The organism is Niallia sp. 01092, assembly GCF_052318935.1.
Classification (GTDB): Bacteria; Bacillota; Bacilli; order Bacillales; family Cytobacillaceae; genus Niallia.
Genome location: NZ_JBQRKO010000021.1, coordinates 56,090 through 74,625, shown reverse-complemented (window position 1 = coordinate 74,625; position 18,536 = coordinate 56,090). Strand labels below are relative to the sequence as shown.

18 protein-coding genes are annotated in these 18,536 nt (G+C 33.7%); 9 read left to right on the top strand and 9 right to left on the bottom strand.

The window, feature by feature from the left end; translation table 11 throughout:
- The first annotated feature begins 180 nt into the window (after positions 1-180).
- The 6 genes from ACTXGU_RS17910 to ACTXGU_RS17885 all read left to right on the top strand — a co-directional run bounded on the left by ACTXGU_RS17910 (position 181) and on the right by ACTXGU_RS17885 (position 5,000).
- Positions 181-603 (top strand): HIT family protein, encoded by a 423-nt coding sequence (locus tag ACTXGU_RS17910; RefSeq protein WP_443482896.1) that lies wholly within the window; start codon positions 181-183, stop codon positions 601-603.
- A 256-nt stretch (positions 604-859) separates the two neighbouring features.
- Positions 860-1,942: a 3-phosphoserine/phosphohydroxythreonine transaminase gene (gene serC / locus ACTXGU_RS17905; protein WP_443482895.1), complete on the top strand. Its 1,083-nt coding sequence runs from the start codon at positions 860-862 to the stop codon at positions 1,940-1,942.
- 238 nt (positions 1,943-2,180) lie between these two features.
- Entirely contained in the window at positions 2,181-2,531 is a 351-nt protein-coding gene (locus tag ACTXGU_RS17900; protein ID WP_443482894.1) for a YtxH domain-containing protein, read from the top strand.
- Positions 2,532-3,326: 795 nt separating this feature from the next.
- Complete coding sequence (locus tag ACTXGU_RS17895) at positions 3,327-3,896, top strand: HTH-type transcriptional regulator Hpr (RefSeq protein WP_443482893.1); 570 nt, start codon at positions 3,327-3,329, stop codon at positions 3,894-3,896.
- A gap of 218 nt (positions 3,897-4,114) precedes the next feature.
- Positions 4,115-4,660 carry a DUF3267 domain-containing protein gene (locus tag ACTXGU_RS17890; protein ID WP_443482892.1) on the top strand — a complete coding sequence of 182 codons (546 nt, stop codon included), beginning with the start codon at positions 4,115-4,117 and terminating at the stop codon, positions 4,658-4,660.
- Positions 4,661-4,820: 160 nt separating this feature from the next.
- Positions 4,821-5,000 carry a hypothetical protein gene (locus ACTXGU_RS17885; protein ID WP_443482901.1) on the top strand — a complete coding sequence of 60 codons (180 nt, stop codon included), beginning with the start codon at positions 4,821-4,823 and terminating at the stop codon, positions 4,998-5,000.
- A gap of 173 nt (positions 5,001-5,173) precedes the next feature.
- Here the strand turns inward: ACTXGU_RS17885 and ACTXGU_RS17880 are convergent, their stop codons facing one another.
- Positions 5,174-5,263: a YjcZ family sporulation protein gene (locus ACTXGU_RS17880; protein WP_443482891.1), complete on the bottom strand. Its 90-nt coding sequence runs from the start codon at positions 5,261-5,263 to the stop codon at positions 5,174-5,176.
- Positions 5,264-5,379: 116 nt separating this feature from the next.
- On the bottom strand, positions 5,380-5,463 hold the full coding sequence (locus ACTXGU_RS17875) for a YjcZ family sporulation protein (RefSeq protein ID WP_443482900.1): 84 nt from the start codon (positions 5,461-5,463) through the stop codon (positions 5,380-5,382).
- A gap of 238 nt (positions 5,464-5,701) precedes the next feature.
- On the opposite strand from ACTXGU_RS17875, the gene ACTXGU_RS17870 reads away from it, so the two are divergent.
- On the top strand, positions 5,702-6,571 hold the full coding sequence (locus ACTXGU_RS17870; protein ID WP_443482890.1) for a peptidylprolyl isomerase: 870 nt from the start codon (positions 5,702-5,704) through the stop codon (positions 6,569-6,571).
- 393 nt (positions 6,572-6,964) lie between these two features.
- Here the strand turns inward: ACTXGU_RS17870 and ACTXGU_RS17865 are convergent, their stop codons facing one another.
- The 5 genes from ACTXGU_RS17865 to ACTXGU_RS17845 form a co-directional block, all read right to left on the bottom strand.
- On the bottom strand, positions 6,965-7,165 hold the full coding sequence (locus ACTXGU_RS17865; protein ID WP_443482889.1) for a sporulation YhaL family protein: 201 nt from the start codon (positions 7,163-7,165) through the stop codon (positions 6,965-6,967).
- Between the two features lie 66 nt (positions 7,166-7,231).
- Complete coding sequence (gene yhaM, locus ACTXGU_RS17860) at positions 7,232-8,179, bottom strand: 3'-5' exoribonuclease YhaM (protein ID WP_443482888.1); 948 nt, start codon at positions 8,177-8,179, stop codon at positions 7,232-7,234.
- A 97-nt stretch (positions 8,180-8,276) separates the two neighbouring features.
- Positions 8,277-11,270, bottom strand: coding sequence for an AAA family ATPase (locus ACTXGU_RS17855; RefSeq protein WP_443482887.1), 2,994 nt, complete (start codon positions 11,268-11,270; stop codon positions 8,277-8,279).
- Positions 11,271-11,288: 18 nt separating this feature from the next.
- A complete protein-coding gene (locus ACTXGU_RS17850; protein WP_443482886.1) occupies positions 11,289-12,494 on the bottom strand; it encodes a metallophosphoesterase family protein in 1,206 nt (401 codons plus the stop codon).
- A gap of 264 nt (positions 12,495-12,758) precedes the next feature.
- A complete protein-coding gene (locus ACTXGU_RS17845; RefSeq protein ID WP_443482885.1) occupies positions 12,759-13,619 on the bottom strand; it encodes a S66 family peptidase in 861 nt (286 codons plus the stop codon).
- Between the two features lie 698 nt (positions 13,620-14,317).
- Here ACTXGU_RS17845 and ACTXGU_RS17840 point away from each other — a divergent pair.
- Both ACTXGU_RS17840 and ACTXGU_RS17835 read left to right on the top strand, forming a co-directional pair.
- Positions 14,318-14,707, top strand: a complete 390-nt coding sequence (locus tag ACTXGU_RS17840) for a hypothetical protein (RefSeq protein ID WP_443482884.1) — start codon at positions 14,318-14,320, stop codon at positions 14,705-14,707.
- Positions 14,708-14,775: 68 nt separating this feature from the next.
- Entirely contained in the window at positions 14,776-15,780 is a 1,005-nt protein-coding gene (locus tag ACTXGU_RS17835) for a hypothetical protein (protein WP_443482883.1), read from the top strand.
- A 398-nt stretch (positions 15,781-16,178) separates the two neighbouring features.
- Here the strand turns inward: ACTXGU_RS17835 and ACTXGU_RS17830 are convergent, their stop codons facing one another.
- Together ACTXGU_RS17830 and ACTXGU_RS17825 are read right to left on the bottom strand one after the other, a co-directional pair.
- Positions 16,179-17,423, bottom strand: coding sequence for an ABC transporter permease (locus ACTXGU_RS17830; protein WP_443482882.1), 1,245 nt, complete (start codon positions 17,421-17,423; stop codon positions 16,179-16,181).
- Complete coding sequence (locus ACTXGU_RS17825; protein ID WP_443482881.1) at positions 17,416-18,315, bottom strand: ABC transporter ATP-binding protein; 900 nt, start codon at positions 18,313-18,315, stop codon at positions 17,416-17,418. Before ACTXGU_RS17825 ends, ACTXGU_RS17830 begins: the two co-directional genes overlap by 8 nt.
- Positions 18,316-18,536: the final 221 nt, after the last annotated feature.

Below are 18,536 nucleotides of genomic sequence, written 5' to 3'. Positions count from 1 at the left end.
CAAAATAACCTAGATATTAATTTAGAGTAGGGGCCTTGACAGTTTTGTTCATATCAGGAGGCTTGTCGCTCGCCCACGGAAAGCGAAGGGTATGCAGGCTGCGGGTTTTAAAGCAACATTCTTTTGCCGAGATAAACCTGCTATGATAAAATAGAGAAAAAAAGAAAGGGATGTATTGTTTTGAGCGAATGTATTTTTTGTAAAATAATTGCCGGAGAAATTCCATCTAAAAAAGTTTTTGAGAACGAACATGTAGTGGCATTTTTAGATATTAGCCAAGTAACAAAAGGACACACATTAGTGGTTCCGAAAACACATGTAAAAGATATTTATGAATTAACACCAGAAATCTCCAAAAACTTATTTGAAGCAGTACCGCAAATAGCTAATGCCATAAAAGACGCTTATAACCCGATTGGTTTAAATCTTTTAAATAATAATGGAGAACATGCAGGTCAATCTGTGTTTCATTATCATATGCATATCATTCCACGTTATGGAAAAGGCGATGGCTTTGGAGCTGTTTGGAAAACAAATTTTGATGCGTATACAAATGAAGAGCTTGGGGAAATTGCTGCCACAATTAAAGAAAAATTGTCATAAATTTTTTTCATACATAATTTATTATTTAATAAAAGCTTCTAGTCTTAAGAAGAAGCCTTATTTTATTTAATAGTAAGAAAAACAACATTTTTTTTTGTTTTATTGAAAAAATAATAAACAAAGAAAACCTTTTTAAAATAAAAAAATTTTTAAAAGGTTTTTTATTTTTTATCTGTACAAATTATCACAATTTGATAGTATTAGATTAGTCTTTTTAGTTTACCGCGATAGCGGATATGCATTGGGAGGAAATAAGATGAAACGCGCATATAATTTTAACGCTGGACCTGCCGCACTTCCAGAAGAGGTACTACAAGAAGCTCAAAATAGTTTGTTGAATTTTAATAATACTGGCATGTCTGTAATGGAACTAAGTCATCGCAGCAAAGATTACGAAGCAGTACATAATGAAGCGAAGGCACTTTTGACATCTTTACTTTCTATTCCAGAAGATTATGAAATTCTATTTCTTCAAGGTGGAGCGAGTCTTCAATTTTCAATGATACCAATGAACTTGTTACAAGAAAATAAAGTCGGGTATTATGCTTTAACAGGAGCTTGGTCTGAAAAAGCATTAAAAGAAGCTTCAAAAATTGGAGAAGCTGCTGTTACAGTATCAAGCAAAGAATCAAACTACACTTATATACCGGATTTAAAAGAAATAAAAGTTCCAGAAGATGCTGCGTATCTTCATGTTACTAGTAATAATACAATTTTTGGTACACAATGGCATGCATATCCAGAAGGATTAACTGTTCCTTTAATTGCAGATATGTCTAGTGATATTTTAAGTACTCCGATAGATGTGAAGCAATTTGATGTCATTTATGCGGGAGCTCAAAAAAATCTAGGACCTTCAGGTGTAACAGTTGTTATTATCAAAAAAGAGCTGATCAAAGCAAACTCTTCCTTACCGACAATGATGAGTTACGAAACACATGCAAGCAATAATTCATTATTTAATACACCACCTACTTTCGCTATTTATTTATTATCATTAGTATTAAAATGGGTCGAAAAACAAGGTGGCTTAGAAGGCATTGCTGCTATAAACGATAAAAAAGCTCAAGCATTGTATGATGTAATAGACAATAGCAACGGCTTTTACAAAGGTCATGCAGAAAAAGACAGCCGTTCAAAAATGAACGTTACATTTACTTTGCAATCTGATGAAATTACAAAAGATTTCCTACAACAAGCAAAAGAAGCTGGTTTTGTTGGACTTAATGGTCACCGTTCTGTTGGTGGATGCCGTGCATCCATTTACAACGCTGTTCCTTTAGAACATGTACAAGCTCTAGCTTCCTTTATGGAAAACTTTCAACAAAAAAATAGTTAATAAAAATGTGTCCTAAATGGGCACATTTTTTATTTTGGGAAAAGATTACGGAGCTACGCTTGATTTAAATTGTAATCATAAATGCAGGCTAAGTCTTTACTTCATTGGTATCCGTTTGGAATGACTTCGTTCGCTCCGACTTTATCATTACTCTTATACCGCCTCTCTAAACTAACCTTACAATAGAAAAAATAGAAGAGAATGCGTTATAATAGGAAAAAAGAATGAGGTGAGGAAAATGAGCGGCAAATCATTTTTAACTGGATTTATTATTGGAAGTATTGCAGCAGGTGTAACCACACTCCTCTCTACTCCAGTATCTGGAAAAGAAGCTAGAAAAACGGTCTATGATAATACCAATGCCTTTTTGTCCAATATGGATGAATTAAAAACTAGCATCATCGAGATAAAAGACTCTATTACAACCGCTACTGTAGAAGGACAAGCAATCATTCTTTCTTTTGTTGAGGATCTTAAAGTTACATTAAACGATTGGAAACAGGAAATTAAACCACATCAAGAACAGCTGCAAATAGAATTAAAAGAGTTAGAAAATACAGTAAACGACCTAGAATCAAGCTTAAAATAGGCTTTAGCTCGGAGTAATAGTTAAAAATCAGAATAAAAGAAGGATCTGTTAAACGATAATATTGTTTATAGGAAGGGAATCTGCTAGACTCCTGTGGGAATGCGAGAAAGACGAGACCCCACAGGAGTCTATGCGACGAGGAAGCTCGACGCTTGCTAAACGGACGAAGTGTATTCAGGCTGCACGTTTAAAAGCAACAATCTATACGGAAACAGCCTTCAAATTAAATTTACCATCCCAAAAAATACCAACCAACTTAAAAAGTAAGATATTCTAACAAACAACCTTCTATTTTTAACGATAGGTATTACACAACCTCATTTTATGTAACATTCCCTAACATTATTAAAGGGAATAAGGATATAAAACTTATTTACATATAGTATTTTCGTTATCATATTATTAATTATCATTTTATACAAAATATAAATTATCTTTTGTATAGTTTTATAAAATATTCATTTTTCGTAAATCTCTCCTTCAATCTAATCCCCCTAACTATAAACATTTTTTTGAAAACAAAGGGATTATATGGAATAAAATATCCGATTTTAAACTTTTTTTAACAAATATCTATTTTTTTAGACAAATATTTTTTAACAATAAACACCAATATTGCTAGGTTATTTTATATTATTAATGTATTTTTATTAGCAATTGATAATAAATATTCATACCAACCGCTTTCCAATAAAAAAATTTATATTTTTAAAAATTTTGTATATTTTTATCTTTATTAATTTTTGTTTTATTGGCATAATGATTATAGACGATAGAAAAGTAGGTGAATTGGAGATGCAAGAAAGACAATACTCAATGAAGGAATCAATTTTATTTACACAAAGAATTGGACAACTTAGTAAAGCACTTTGGAAGTCGATCGAAAAAGATTGGCAAAACTGGATTAAGCCATTTGAATTAAACATCAATGAGCACCATATTTTATGGATTGCCTACCAGTTAAATGGCGCATCTATCTCTGATGTTGCTAATTTTGGTGTAATGCATGTTTCCACAGCATTTAATTTTTCAAAGAAGCTGGAAGAAAGAGGACTTTTAACGTTTTCTAAAAAAGAAAATGATAAAAGAAACACGTACATTTGTTTAACAGAAAAAGGGGAATCCTTGTTTTTAGACACTATGGCCGAGTATAATCCGAATAATAGTGCAGCCTTTTCTGCTGCATTACCGATTAAAGAATTATACGGAAAGTTTCCTGAACTGCTGGAAATGATGACAGTTGTTAGACATATTTACGGTGATGATTTTATGGAGATATTCGAAAAATCTTTCACTAATATTGAAGATTCATTTGTAGAAGAGAACGGGCAGCTTAGACAAAAAGAACCAGTGCCTGTTAAATAATAACAGACTTATAGATAGATAAAGGACTATTGAGCAGGAGAGCTATTCTTTCCTGCTTTTTGTGTTCAAATTTTTGGTTAAACTATCTAATAGTTAATAAGAAAAATTGAACATTTTATAAACTTAAAAAAACCTATTGATTTTTTATTATATTCGTCGTAAAGTATCAAAGTGAGTTGAATAAATTTGTAAATTTCTCCTTTTGGAGGTTGATGAATATGAACTGTTGGAAGACGATTAATATGAATAAACAATACGGTTTACAACGACTTTTTATCATATCATCTATAACGATGATTTTGACGTTTCTGTTTCTGTACGTACCAACAACTACTTATTTTGCCCAAAACAGTTTAAATGATAACTATTTTATCCTTTTTTTACTGTGTTTATTGTTTATTTATCCTGTTCATAAACTGCTTCATTTATTACCGTTGATTCCTTTAGGTAATAAAGTTAAAAAAACAATGGACGTTCAGTATCGCTTTTTTCCGATAATTAGCATTCGAGCAAGTGAGCCAATAAAAAAAGGTCATTTTCTTATTTCATCTGTTACACCTTTTATTGTCTTAAATATTACATTTATTGCTTGTTGTTTTCTGTTTACACATTATGTCCATTACTTTCTTATTTTATTTGCTTATCACTTTGGACTTTGTGTCCCTGACTTTATCCGAATGAAAAACCTTTGGAAGTCACCAAGCAGATGTTTTGTAGAAGAAAATGAAGATGGTTTTGAAATACTGATCAATAAAATTTCTTAATGAATGGTAATTACTCATAAAATAACTTAAATTCTCCATTTTTTCAAATGAATGGAACAGTTTATCCATCATTCAGAAGAGTTAATACTATCTTTTTATAAAGTTATTTGATATTGTAAGTAACATACAACCATTACGTTAGATAAGGAGGGAATCAATGATGATCTCCATTTTTATCATTTTAGCTATTCTAATATTGTACAATATTAATAGAATGACCAATGCTTTATGTTTACAAAAAGAGATTCCAGAAGAAAAACAACCAAAGGTGTTTCGAACCATTAATGTTCTAATAACGATTCTTTTGATTTCTTCCTATGTTGATATCCTTTTTAATTAAACATAAAGTTCCTCTTTCCTTCCGTTTAAGATGAAGGGTAAAGGAACCAATCGGTTTTTGACTAGCAGTTTCCCACCGCCTTCTTTTTATATAAAACTGAGGTGGGATCAAAGTACAAAAATTAGATAAAAAGGTGAGCAGATGCTCACCTTTTTTATCTTTTATTACTGATCTTACAACCAAGAAGCTCCAATGATGATTAATAAGATGAAAAGAACGACTATTAAAGCAAAGCCCCCGCCGTACGTGCCTCCGTCTGACATGAAACCTCCTCCTCTCTCTTACTTTTAACTACAACTTTTCTTTTTCTAATCTCTTTTTACATATTTTTCGCAGCCACTTAGAAAAGACAATGACAATTAGTATGTTTTGGCAAATATTACAGACATGCAGCACCCACGATAATTAATAAGATGAACAATACAACGATTAAAGCAAAGCCTCCACCGTATGAATGACCCATAGTAACACCTCCTTTTAAGGTTGCTAACATATTGTATTCAATTAATGGTTATTCGTTTATATATATAGAAAAAAAATGCTTAACAAAGGACAGTTCCAATAATAACGATTTACCCATTAAACTTACTAATAAAATTCACCATTTTTGGCTAACATTATTACAATAACTTTTGCTCTTTTCACTATTTATGATATAGTAGGAATGTTGAAATCGAAAAACTAACTTGGGAGTGTTTAACTTGAAAAAATGGATATTATCCCTTACTTTAGCTGCAAGTGTAATCGGTCTTAGTGCATGCAGCAATGATGGATCCGAAGCAATTGTTAAAACGGATGCTGGGGACATTACAAAAAATGAACTATATGATGCAATGAAAGAAAAATACGGTGCAGCAGTTCTGCAACCATTGCTTTATGAAAAAGTATTAGAAAAGAAATATAATGTTTCTGATAAAGAAGTAAACGAGCAAGTAGATAAACTTAAAGGTCAATATGGAGATCAATTTTTAACTGTTATCAAACAATACGGATACAATAGTGAAGATGAGTTACGCGAGTTTTTTAAAACTGGATTACTACAACAAAAAGCAGCTGTTAAAGAAGTAAAAGTAACAGATGATGAAATTAAAGCATATTACGATGAGTACAAGCCTGAAATTAAAGCACGCCATATTTTAGTTGCTGATGAAAAGACAGCAAAAGAAGTAAAGCAAAAGCTTGATAAAGGTGAGAAATTTGAGGACTTGGCGAAGAAGTATTCTACCGACCCTGGAAGCAAAGACAAGGGTGGAGATTTAGGCTGGTTTGGCGCAAACGCAATGGTTCCTGAATTTGAAAAAGCAGCATATGCTTTAAAAGTAAATGAAATCAGCAATCCTGTTAAATCGGAACATGACTATCATATTATCCAAGTAACAGACAAGAAAGAAAAAGGCAAATACGAAGATGTAAAAGATAAAATGGCCTTTGACTTAAAAGTGTCCAAGCTGACGAATGAAGATATCAGCAAAGCAATGCAAAAAGAGATCAAAGATGCGAATGTAAAAATTGAAGATAAAGACTTAAAAAGCATTTTAGATACTCCTGCTGCTCCAGATACACAGAAATAAGAAAAGCGGAAGCGCCCTTGCTCATCGACAGAAAAAGCTGAGGTCCACAGGATGTGGATTACACAATCGTTGCCACAGGACTTGGCGGTTTTAGATTGTGTACCTTTCAGAGATAAAGGAAACACGAAGAGCTTAGCGATTCGATGTTGACTTATCGTAGACGAGGTGAGGGAAGCGTTGAAGTCGATAGGGCGCTGGAGCTAGACACCCATCAGACTTCAGAAAACTTATACTTTCTTATCTTTTAAAAAAAGGTCATCTATAGAGGGCTTCATTCCTCTTATAGATGACCTTTTTTATCCATATTAACGCTGCAGTAATGCCCATATTTCTAAGTGAAGCTCTGGTGGACTTTTTAACAAGATGAGAATTTAGCTTGCCGAAACAAGTTTATTAGTTTTCAAACACTTTTTCCTCTTTATTTTTATGTCTCCGTTCTTTTTCTCGTTCTAATCGTTTCATATATTCTTCACCTTCTCTTTCAATGCCTTCATTTTCCAGCTTTCTTTCTTCTTTGCCTGTTTTCACAGCCATAAAAGCACTGACGACAATGCCACCGAATACAAATAAAACCCACATAGGAATACTAAACATCGTAAATCTACTCCTTTACTAGTTATACTTCATCCTATGCTAGAAAAAGTAGATTATTCCATTGCATCATTTATGAAAAGTAGGTTTATAAAACGAGCGATTTTCCAATGGGAAAACCCGTTCTGTAAATTCACCTGGCTTCACTCTTTCCAACGCGCGATCGAGCATATTCATTTTTGCATCTAAATTGTCAATATAATGGATAATCTCTGCTTCTTTAATTAATGGCGCCTTTGGACTGCCCCATTCTGCTTTGCCATGATGAGACAACACAATATGTTGGAGGATCATCACTTCTTCTCCATGAATATCTAATTCTTCCGCTGCTTTGCCAATTTCATTCACCATAATCGTTATATGGCCTAATAAATTTCCTTCGACCGTATAAACAGTAGAAATCGGTCCAGAAAGCTCTAATACTTTTCCTAAATCATGCAATATAATGCCGCCATACAGAAGGTCTTTATCTAAGCTTGGATAAAGGTTCGCTATCGCCTTTGCCAAATCTAACATGCTGACAACATGGTAAGCCAACCCTGATACAAACTCATGATGATTTTTGGTCGCTGCTGGGTATTCCAAAAAAGCTTGTTGATATTTTTTCACTAAATGTCTTGTCATTCTTTGTATATTAGAATTTTGCATTTCAAATATATACTGCGTTATTTTTCCCATCATTTCATCTTGGCTTAGCGGGGCTGTTTCTAAAAAATCAGCTAATCGAACATTATCTTCTTTATTCGTTAATTTAATTTGGCGTATTCTTAACTGTAGTCTGCCGCGATAGTTTTGGATATCTCCATTAATTTTTACAATCGTCTCTGCTCGATAGCTTTGTTCATCACCATCTGTTGCATCCCAAAGCTTTGCTTCTATCTCTCCGCTTTTATCTTGAAAAATAAGTGTCATAAAAGGTTTGCCATTGCTTGCAATTCCTTTTGTCGCACTTTTTATTAATAAAAATAACTCAATTTGTTCTCCAACCTCATAATGGAGTACTCCTTTTTTACTCAATTAACTCCGCTCCCTTATATGGTATTTTTTCTATTTTTTCATTTGTTAAGAAACCGACATACCAAAAGTAGTATAACATGAAATGATTTACTATTTCTTAACTGCCATACTTTGCTTGTGCAACAGATAGATATAAAACTTCTTCCTTTTGAAAATGTTTCACAATATGAGGATGACAAGTAAAAAAAAGCAGCTGATTTTCCGCATTAGATTTTAGAAGCTGAATAACCCTGCTCGTTCTTTTTTCATCAAAATTTACAAAACTGTCATCGATAATAATTGGCAGCTGATATTTACGGTAAAATGTTTTGGCAAGCGCCAGTCTGATGGAAACATAAAGCTGCTCTGTTGTCCCTTGGCTTAATTCTTTTGCTTCAAAGAGCATTTGATCCTTACTTTCTACTAGAAAGCCTGCACCATCCTCTTTCGGAATAATCTTTTTATATTTTCCTTCTGTTAAATACGTAAAGTACTCTTCTGCTTTTTGCAGCATTTTAGGTAATTGTTTGTTTTTATACTGCTCGACGGTTTGCGAAAGGAACTGTTTTGCAACAGCATATTTTCCCCACTCTTTTGCCTCTTCCTCAAACTCTGCTTTTAATTGTTTATAGGAATGCAGCAGCTCTGTATATGTACCACCCGTTTCAACCCGTACAATATCAAAGTTTAATTTCGCCAACTCTTCCATCCATTGTTTGCTTTTTACAGCCATTTCTTTGATTTGCTTGTCCTTCTGTTCTACTTCCATTTCTGGTTCTTCTATCGTCCTATATTTAGCTATTTTTTCATTTTGGAAAGCGGAGCGGTCTAATTGCAGCTGTATTGCTGCAAGCTCGGCCATGTATTGTTTTTTCTCTTCGTCTAATTTGGCCCGTTCTCGAAAGCTTTCCTCATTATCTACTTCTGCAAGCTGAAATAATTGCTCCTTTTCTGATAAGTAGATCGATAACTCTGCTTCGTATCCTTCTATATCTCTCTTATATTCCGCTTGTTTTCTAGCGTTTTCATTCCAGCGAATTTTCTTTTCATTTTCGTTTTTTATCGCCGCTTTCAAATGAAAGCACATATTTTGTATGCTGTCTGCTTTTTTTGGAAAAAAAGCTTGATACAGCTGAATAATCGTTTGCTCTATTTCCTTCCTGTCTGTCTCTATTGCCGCTATTTCTTTTTGAATACGATCTCTTTCTCTGCTTTTATTCTTCCATTGTTCTAATAATAAAAAAGCATCCTCAATAAAATGCATGGCCACGTCTTCTGAAATGCCAATATCTTTTCCTAGCTTTTTTAAATGTACTTCAAGCTCTTTCATATCCTGCTCCCATTTTTCAAAACCTCGAAGCACTTTTTCATAACTTTCGTTTTGCTGCTCTAATTTCACCTTATATCTCGTCGATTTTTCGCGGTTATCATCATCTTCTTTCAGTGTTTGTATTACGTAAGATAGATTACTGTTTTCTTTTTTATCCAATATGTTTTGAACAGTTTGCCATTCCTTTTTTACTTCCTGTAATTTTTTAAGTAATAAGGAATATTCCCTTTTGTATTGCTGCCTGCTGCGAAACAGCAACACCCCTCCAATAAAGCTTGCTATTAAACCAACAAACATAAACAAGCTGTTATCGTTCCAAACTCCTAACACTGCTGTAATCAGCCAAAAAAGAGTAAAAATGCTCCATTGCACGATTTCATTTTTTCTCTTTTTTTGATTCTGTTTTAATTGCTTTTTTATGTCGCTTAGCTCTTTTTCAAGAAAGCCGCTTCTTTCTTTATAAAAGGAATACTTATGGACAGCATCAGCCTGTTCTTCTAATTGTTTTCTTTTGTCGCTCGATAATAGTACTCTTTCTTGCTCTTGGGCGTCTTTTTCAAGCTTTTCCAACAACTTTTGCTCTTCATTTAAACGATGATCCAACTCTTCCCTTTGCTCTTTTAACCGCCTTTGTTTTGCATTCGCATGAGCACATTGTTCCTTTAAAAAAACACTCGTATTGCTTTTAATCAGTTCATCTTTATTTACGATATGCAGTTTTTCTTCTATTACTTGAAGCTCTGCTTCTATTGCACTCGCCTGATTTAGCAGCGAGTTTATCCGGCTCGTCCACTGCTCAGCTACAGGGAGCTTTTCCATTGCATAGACAATTTCTCCCTCTTTATCCAGCAAACAAAAATCTGGTGCCAATTCCTTCTGTTCTTCTTCTATCTTTTTTAATTTGTTATCAATATGCTGCATGCTGCTTTCAATCGCAAGAATTCGTTCCTTTGTTTTTTCCCATCTTTTTAAACCATCCAACGGAAAGGATGATTCTTTGTAGCGTTCTAATTGTGTTTTTAATTGGTTGCTTTCATTCACAATAGGTTTTATTTTGATCCATTCTTCTAAAAGACGTTTCTCTTTTTCTACCTCTTCTTTCGTTTCCTCTGCTGCTTTTAACGATTCTTCTATGTTTTGTCTTTGCTCAAGCAGCTGTTCATATTGACTATTCGTTTTTTCTGCTATTTTTAACTGTCGATGCTTTTCTTTTAAAGACACTAATTTTTTATTAAGCTGCGGTTTTTTCCCATTCGGCCTAAATCGTTGATCTAATTCCTTCTGTAAATCATTTTCTGCTTTTAATAAGGCATCAGAACCAACTATACCTGTTGAAAACAAAAACCTTCCAAGTTCCTCACTTTTTAATTGATGAATATTTTGCAAGCCTTGAAGATTAAAAGAAAAAATAGACTGAAATAACCCTTTATCTACTCCCCTCAGCAGCTCTTCCAACAATTCCTCCTGTCCTCTTCTGCCATTTTCCAACGTAACGGTTACATCTCCTTGCGCTTTTCCCTTTACGCGTTCAATGGTGGCCAATCCATGTTTAGGAAAAAAGACCGTCATTTTCCCTCCATACTTATACTGGTGCTTCGGTTCATATCTAAGTTCTATTTGCTGTTTTGTCGGGAAACCAAATAAGATGCTATGAATAAAACTCATGATAGTCGATTTTCCTGCTTCATTTTCACCAAAAAAAACTTGCAAGGAATCATCAATTGCAAATGACTTATTTTCCAACTTGCCGTAGCCATAAATCGTCATCGATCGTATAAACATTACTTCTTCACCTCCCACCTATTCTGAATAAAGTAATTGAATCAACAAATGCTCTGCTTCTTCCGCCAAATTTTTTTTATCCTCTTCTGTCAACTCTTCCAAAAAACGGTGGGCAGCTGGATTGTGATAAAGAGAAGCAACGCCCTTTTCCACGGCCATTTTATCCTCCGCTACTGTAAAAAGCTCTTTGTAAAAATCTGATTCATTAATTAAATTGTCTTTTATCCAAGTCGTGTTTTCGATTATTTTCAGTGAAGAAACCCACACAAACTGTTGATCTTCTATTTCTTCCTCCTGCAGGATTTCTAGTAATTCTGCAGGAAGAACCGTTTCATGAATGCTCAAATTAATGATTTCAAAAAAAAGAATACTAGAATGGCTTGCTGTTCTTTCTGCGTCCATTTTTTGCTTGCATAATATTAAAAGTTCATCAAATGATTGTACCTTTGCTGCATCAATTTCTATTTTTCTCCAAATAATATCTGCCGTTGCGAAAAATTCCAATTCTGTTCCTTCTTCGCTTAACTGGACAAAATAGGCGCCTTTTTCGTCTGTTTCTTTTTTATGTCTGCCTTGAATATTGCCTGGATAAACAATAGGAGGATATTGTTGAAGAACCTCTCTTTTATGTATATGACCAAGAGCCCAATAATCCATTAATTTAGAGGTTAAATCATGTAAATGGAAGGGAGCATACGGACTGTGGTCAGTTGAGCCTTCGATGCTGCCGTGCAGTATCCCTATATGAAAATCTGCATTATTCTCTTTTTTATACAAGTCAATTTTCCGGTCATAAATATGTCTTGTTTCATAACTAAACCCATATAAGGAAACAGTCGTTGTTCCTGTTGTATACACTATTTGTGTTACGTCCGAAGGGAAGATGTGCACATTATCAGGCCATTTTATTTGTACCCAGCTTCCACTTAAGTGATCGTGGTTTCCATGAACAATAAAAACAGCAATATCCTGTTTTTGGAGGCGTTCCAATTCTTTTTTAAAACGGATTTGCGCTCTGATGCTTCTATCTTCCCCATCATAAATATCCCCTGCAATAATAATAAAATCTACTTGTAAAGCAATTGCTTTGTCCACTAGATTAGTAAATGCCGCAAAGGTGCTTTCTTGCAATCTTTTTTTAATAGAAGAAGGTAAATCTCTAAGCCCTATCATTGGACTATCTAAATGCAAATCTGCACAATGAATAAAGGAAATCTCTTTCATTCTGCTTCTCCTTCCATCTTTTTCTTCTATTTTATCACGTCAAAAAAACGAATGCACGTTCTTATATTTTCTTATTAATTGGCTCTGTTAAACTTGCCTGTTGATTTTCGCTTCAGGCGTTCGCTTTCCGCGGGCGGTCCGGGAGCCTCCTCGGCGCTATGCGCCTGTGGGGTCTCCCTCTGACTCGCTTTTCCCGCAGGAGTCTCACACCTTCCACTCCAATCAACATAGTGCCAATATCAACAATAGCTTTAACATAGCCTATTAACTAAATGTCATTTTTACGCCCAGCGGTAGACAATGAGCATCTGGACCATGTCCTAAAAATGGCGTTTTTGCTATTGGCACATTATATGGTTTCGTCACTTCTAGCAATAGTTCTTCTGCTGTTGGCGTACTCCCCTTTGTTTCCATTTCCGTAAATGTTCCAAGAAGCACCCCGCTGCATTTTTGAAAAAATTGCAGCTGATCCAATTGTGTAAATAGTGACATCAACGTGGCAGGTCCTCCTCCTAAACTTTCTAAAAATAAAATTCTATTCGTAGGATCGGGTAAATACTTTGTTCCTGCCAGTTTCAAAAAACATCTTGTATTTCCTCCGATGATTTCCCCTTCCATTTTTTCGCCGCGGAGCCATGTGTAAGAAAATGTCTTCCAACTATTATCAGAGAAAAATAAATCCGTAAAAAGACGCAGCTGATTTTGCTGATCAGAACGAACTAGATTACTGATCTGATAATGGTAAGCTGGAATAGCGCTGCATGCTACAATCACATTATTAATCACGGATAAATCACTTAATCCAACAAAAGGTTTGTGGCTTTCAGCAATGCGGTTGAAATCTAAATACGGCAATACTTGATTAGCTGCATCTCCCCCAGATATATCAAAAATAGTTTTTACTTTATCATCAGTAAATAATTTCATTAATTCCTCTCCCCGCTTCTTCGGAGTGCCGCTAAATGGGGTTCCATCTACACAATAAATAGTGTCGGCAAATTTTACTTGCAACCCTAATTGTTTTAACTTTGTTTCAATCGCATCCATTTGCGTTTTCGCTTCGATTGGCCTCCCATTAGAACAAGCAATTAAACCAACTGTATCTCCTTTTGACAGTAGCACCATATTACTTTTTCTCCTTTCCCTTTATTAGTTCGATATTTATAAACATGATAATCTACGTAGTTATATAGAAGATTAAACACATCAATATTAAACAAGTATTAATACTCTTTTAAACCAGCTGTTAAATTTATACTAGTATATTTCTAATGATATCATTTTCTCATACAATAACAGGGAGGTTCCCCATATCTACCAGATATCCTCATGAAGAAAACAATGCTTTTACTGAATATCTGAAAAATATTAATAAGAAATAATAGCAGCTCCTATATACGAACTGACTTTTTATTTTAATGTAAAATGCCCCCTGCTTAATATTTGTTCAATGAATGTTGGATATTAAACATACAAAATGAATAAAAAGGAAAGGACTGATTCTCATGGCAGTATCAAATGAAGTACATTAAAAATGGATGGATGAGAAAGTTAAGATTCTTGTCCATACTTTGATGTTGATTTTACATCGGTCAGTGTAAAGAGCACAATAGTCGAATCAAATGCAATTTAACTGATAAGGTTCTGCTTGGACTAAGTTATTTTAAATCAAAAGGGAATATATAGCAGTTTTATTTTAATATTAGATGCTGAATTAGAGTAATAATCTATTTGCTTAATTTATATAGTGTAATAAATATTCTAGAAGGAGGGTAGGAAAAATGAGCTTCTCGTCTTACATAAATACTAAAGGAAGTGAAAAAATGGCTAATTTTAAAAAAATAACCATACTTCCTTTTGTGCTAACTTGTTTTCTAGGTTCTATTACAGTTATAGAATCAAACGCAACTGTAAAAACTGGAAAAATTACTTTTTATGATGGTGTAGGTAAAATAGGAGCGGATGAAAAAAAATTAACTAGATATGACTGTGCTGTAAGTTATCAATATAGAAAAAGAATTTTAAGAGGAACCCCAATTGAAACTACTAATGTAACCAAAAGAAAGACTGTTACGCTTTATAAATGGGACTATGGGAATTTCAAAGATCCTATTATTTTAGATGTACAGAGAGATGCTTATAAATATGATCTTGGCGGTGTCATTGATAGTAGTGGCGGTGGTTGGATTAGTAATGGAAAAATAAGTTACTAGACTATAAACTTATCCCCTATCATCATAATATAATTTGAAGGTAGGGGACTTTACTGGAGGTGTCACTAATGAAAAATATAAGAAGTTTTATTTTATTGTCTTTATGTACTTTTTTACTTCTTGGATGTAAAGCTAGAGATACAGAAACCAACTCAAGCATGACACGAAAAAATAAAGATATTTTATATATAGACTACATTGATAACATTAATCATTACTTATATGAATTTAACGTGAATACAAAAAAAGAACGTTTAATTTTTATGAAACAATTAGAAGAATATCCAACTTCCTCATATTCTCCAAAGACACAGAACGTATATTTTGCTAGTAAGTATAATGAATCATTTCAATTGTTTAAAGAAAATAATAATAATAAAATAAAGCAGCTAACTAAGGATTTGAGTTATGTAGATTTACTCGTACTAAACCCTTCAGAACAGGTTATTTATATGAGAGCTTTAGTTAATAAAGATGATCGAAATTTTAAAATTGCCGTATATGATATTAAGAATGCTCAATATAAAATTATAAATCCTAAAGATAATGAGTCTTCTGTAATTGCATTTGATTATAATTCTAAAACAAAAGAGTTGTTAGTTGTAACCAAATCAATAAAAGAGGAGTTTGAAAATATAGATAAAGCTAATAAAAATAATTCTTCTTTCACTCCACCTCACTTCCATTTTTCTTTATACACCAATAAAGGAGAATATAAAAAAGAAGTGTTGGTGTTAAAAAAAATCGTTAGAAGTGCTACGCTATCTGAGAACGGAAAAGTACTTTTAATAAATTATAAGGATGGACTTAAAGATAATCAACCATCAAAAATCGTTTCCTTTAATTTAGATGATAAGAAGACAAAAATACTAATGGAAGATACGGAAAATTATACAGACATTAGACAGCCTATAATGAGTAAGGATAATAGAGGTTTTTATTTCATCTCTGATACTAATGGAAAACAAAGTGACCAAATTTTAACACATATAAATTATTTTGATTTTAAGACCAACTGCGTGAAGCAAATATGGAATAAAACTAATGGTCAACCCGTTAGAATATATTATTAATATTAAGCTTATCATTTGCCAATAGTTATGAAAGTACAAGGTGGTTTAATGTGGTCATTTGACTATTATAGGGGTACTGGATGGAAGGACTAAGAACTTATTCTAAAACAAATGAAAATGTGAATTAATAAAAACGAATAATATATCATATCTATTCATAGTTACCCCTATCATACGAAAACTAACATGAATCTCCCCTTCCCTCCTGTATAGAATACAAGATAAATAATTGCCGTCTCCCTCACAATGAAGACGGCGGAGCGGAGCTAAACCATCCTACTTACTAATACTAAGCACCCTATTTGTAACCATACGGTTAAAAATAGGCCGAGTTCCGACCCTTTTCCATAAAAAAAGCACTTTCCCGATAGAGAAAAGTGCTTTTGTGGCCCGATTTATTACTCTTTTTTTGTAAGCTGAAGTGCCTTTTTAATATCTTTATAGGAATTTGATTTTCCATACATTAAGACGCCGCCTTTGTACACTCTTGCCCCAAATACAGCAAGAATAATAATGGAAACTATTAATATTACCATGCCTAAAATTGGTTCCCATACTGGCAAGTTTAACATGCCAACCCTCATAAACATGAGCATTGGTGTAAAAAATGGAATATAAGAAGTAACCGTTACAAATGCCGTATCAGGAGCATTTAATCCAAACATCGCAATCATAAAACCGGCAACAACTAACAAGGTCATCGGTGTAATCATTTGCTGCACATCTTCTATTCTGCTGACAAGCGAACCAAGAAGCGCTGCCAATGTAGCATATAAAAAGTAGCCGAGAATAAAAAAGACTGCTGCATAAATAATGGTTGAAACCGGTACATCACTAAAACCAAAAAAACCGCCCATCGAGTTTAAAGCTTTATTATTTGTCATAAAATAATAGCCGACAGAAAGTAATAGTACTAGCTGGGTTAAACTTAAAAGACCTACTCCAAGTATTTTGGCAAACATATGTTTAATAGGAGAAACACTAGAGATCAAAATTTCCATCACACGGGAAGATTTTTCTGTTGCTACTTCCATCGCAATCATATTAGCATACATAATAACCGCAAAATAAATAAGGAATAATAATACATAAACAAGTCCACGTGCTTGATTTAATTCTTCTGCTGTTTTTGCATCTTGTTCAAGTGCTACTTGATCAAATGACACAGGTTCATTTAATTTTGCAAGCTGTTCACTAGTCAAATTCAATTGTGCTGCTGCTAAATTTCCTTTCACTGCTTGAATATTCGTCATCAAATCATCTGAGACCGAAGAATCAGCAATATTCATTGAATAATAAGTAGCAGTTGGAAGCTTTTCCTTATTATAATCGATTACTAATAATCCTTCATATTTTTCATTTTCGACTGCTTTTTTCCCGTTCTCTACACTATTTTTATATTTTACGAGCTCCATATCACTGTTTGATGCTTTTGATGCTTGTTTAACCTGTGAAAATAATTCATTTGTCTGATCAATGACTGCAACTTTTGTGCTATCTTCTCCGTCAAAGGTTTTGATAATCGTTTGCATATTCGATAATGCTACAATAAGCACAAGGGTGATCGCAGTTGTAATAATAAAGGACTTTGTTTTCAGCTTTGTTGCATACGTATGAAATAGAATCGTCCAAAAGTTATTCAAGAGAAGCACCTACCTTTTCAATAAAAATATCATTAAGCGACGGCTCTTCTAGTGCAAACTTTCGAATAAATCCTTTATTAACGATATCCTTCAAAATCTTCTCTGCAATTTCCTCTCCTTCTATTTGCAAAGAGACACCTTCTGTTGTTTGTTTTAATTTAACGACGCCAGGATAGTCAGCTAAAAAAGCAAGGTCAAAATCAGCATGTATCGTTACATTCTTTTTTCCAAAGCTTCTTTTTACTTCTTTTAAGGAGCCATGTACTACCGGTTTTCCTTTATGCATAATACAAAGATGTTCACACATTTCTTCCACATGCTCCATGCGGTGACTCGAAAACACGATCGTGGTCCCAGCATTTTTTAAATCGATAACCGCACTTTTTAACTGCTCTACATTTACAGGATCAAGACCGCTGAAAGGCTCATCGAGAATTAACAACTGCGGCTTATGCAACACAGCACTAATAAACTGAATCTTTTGCTGATTCCCTTTTGAAAGCTCCTCTACCTTTTTATTCAAATAATCGGGAACTTTAAAGCGGTTAAGCCAATATTCCAGCTCTTGCAATGCTTTCTTCTTGTCCATACCTCTTAACCTTGCTAAGTAGACAAGCTGATCTTTTACTTTCAGTTTTGGATACAATCCTCTTTCTTCCGGAAGATATCCGATATAAGGACTTGTTTCATAATCAATCTTTTTATTGTTCCATGTAATTTCCCCTTCACTGTTTCCTAAAATCCCAAGAATCATACGAAAGGTAGTCGTCTTTCCTGCCCCGTTTCCACCTAAAAATCCAAACATCTCTTTTTCAGGGATGGAAAGAGATAAGTTGTCAACAGCAAGAAAAGACCCAAATTTTTTCGAAACATTTTTTAATTCCAACGTCATGCCGCTCTCCTCCTCACTCTTTTTTTACGAAAAAACATAGAAAAGGTTTCAAGGTTTTGGAAACTATTGCGAAAAAGATGTTTTCTACTCCCATCACGCAGTTTTCCTTATTGCCGGATAGATTATTTAATCATAAAAAATGGGAATAAATCCACAATAAGTCTTATTATATGTTAGAGTTGCAGTATAGAAATATGATTATTTATATTTCTAACTCAAAC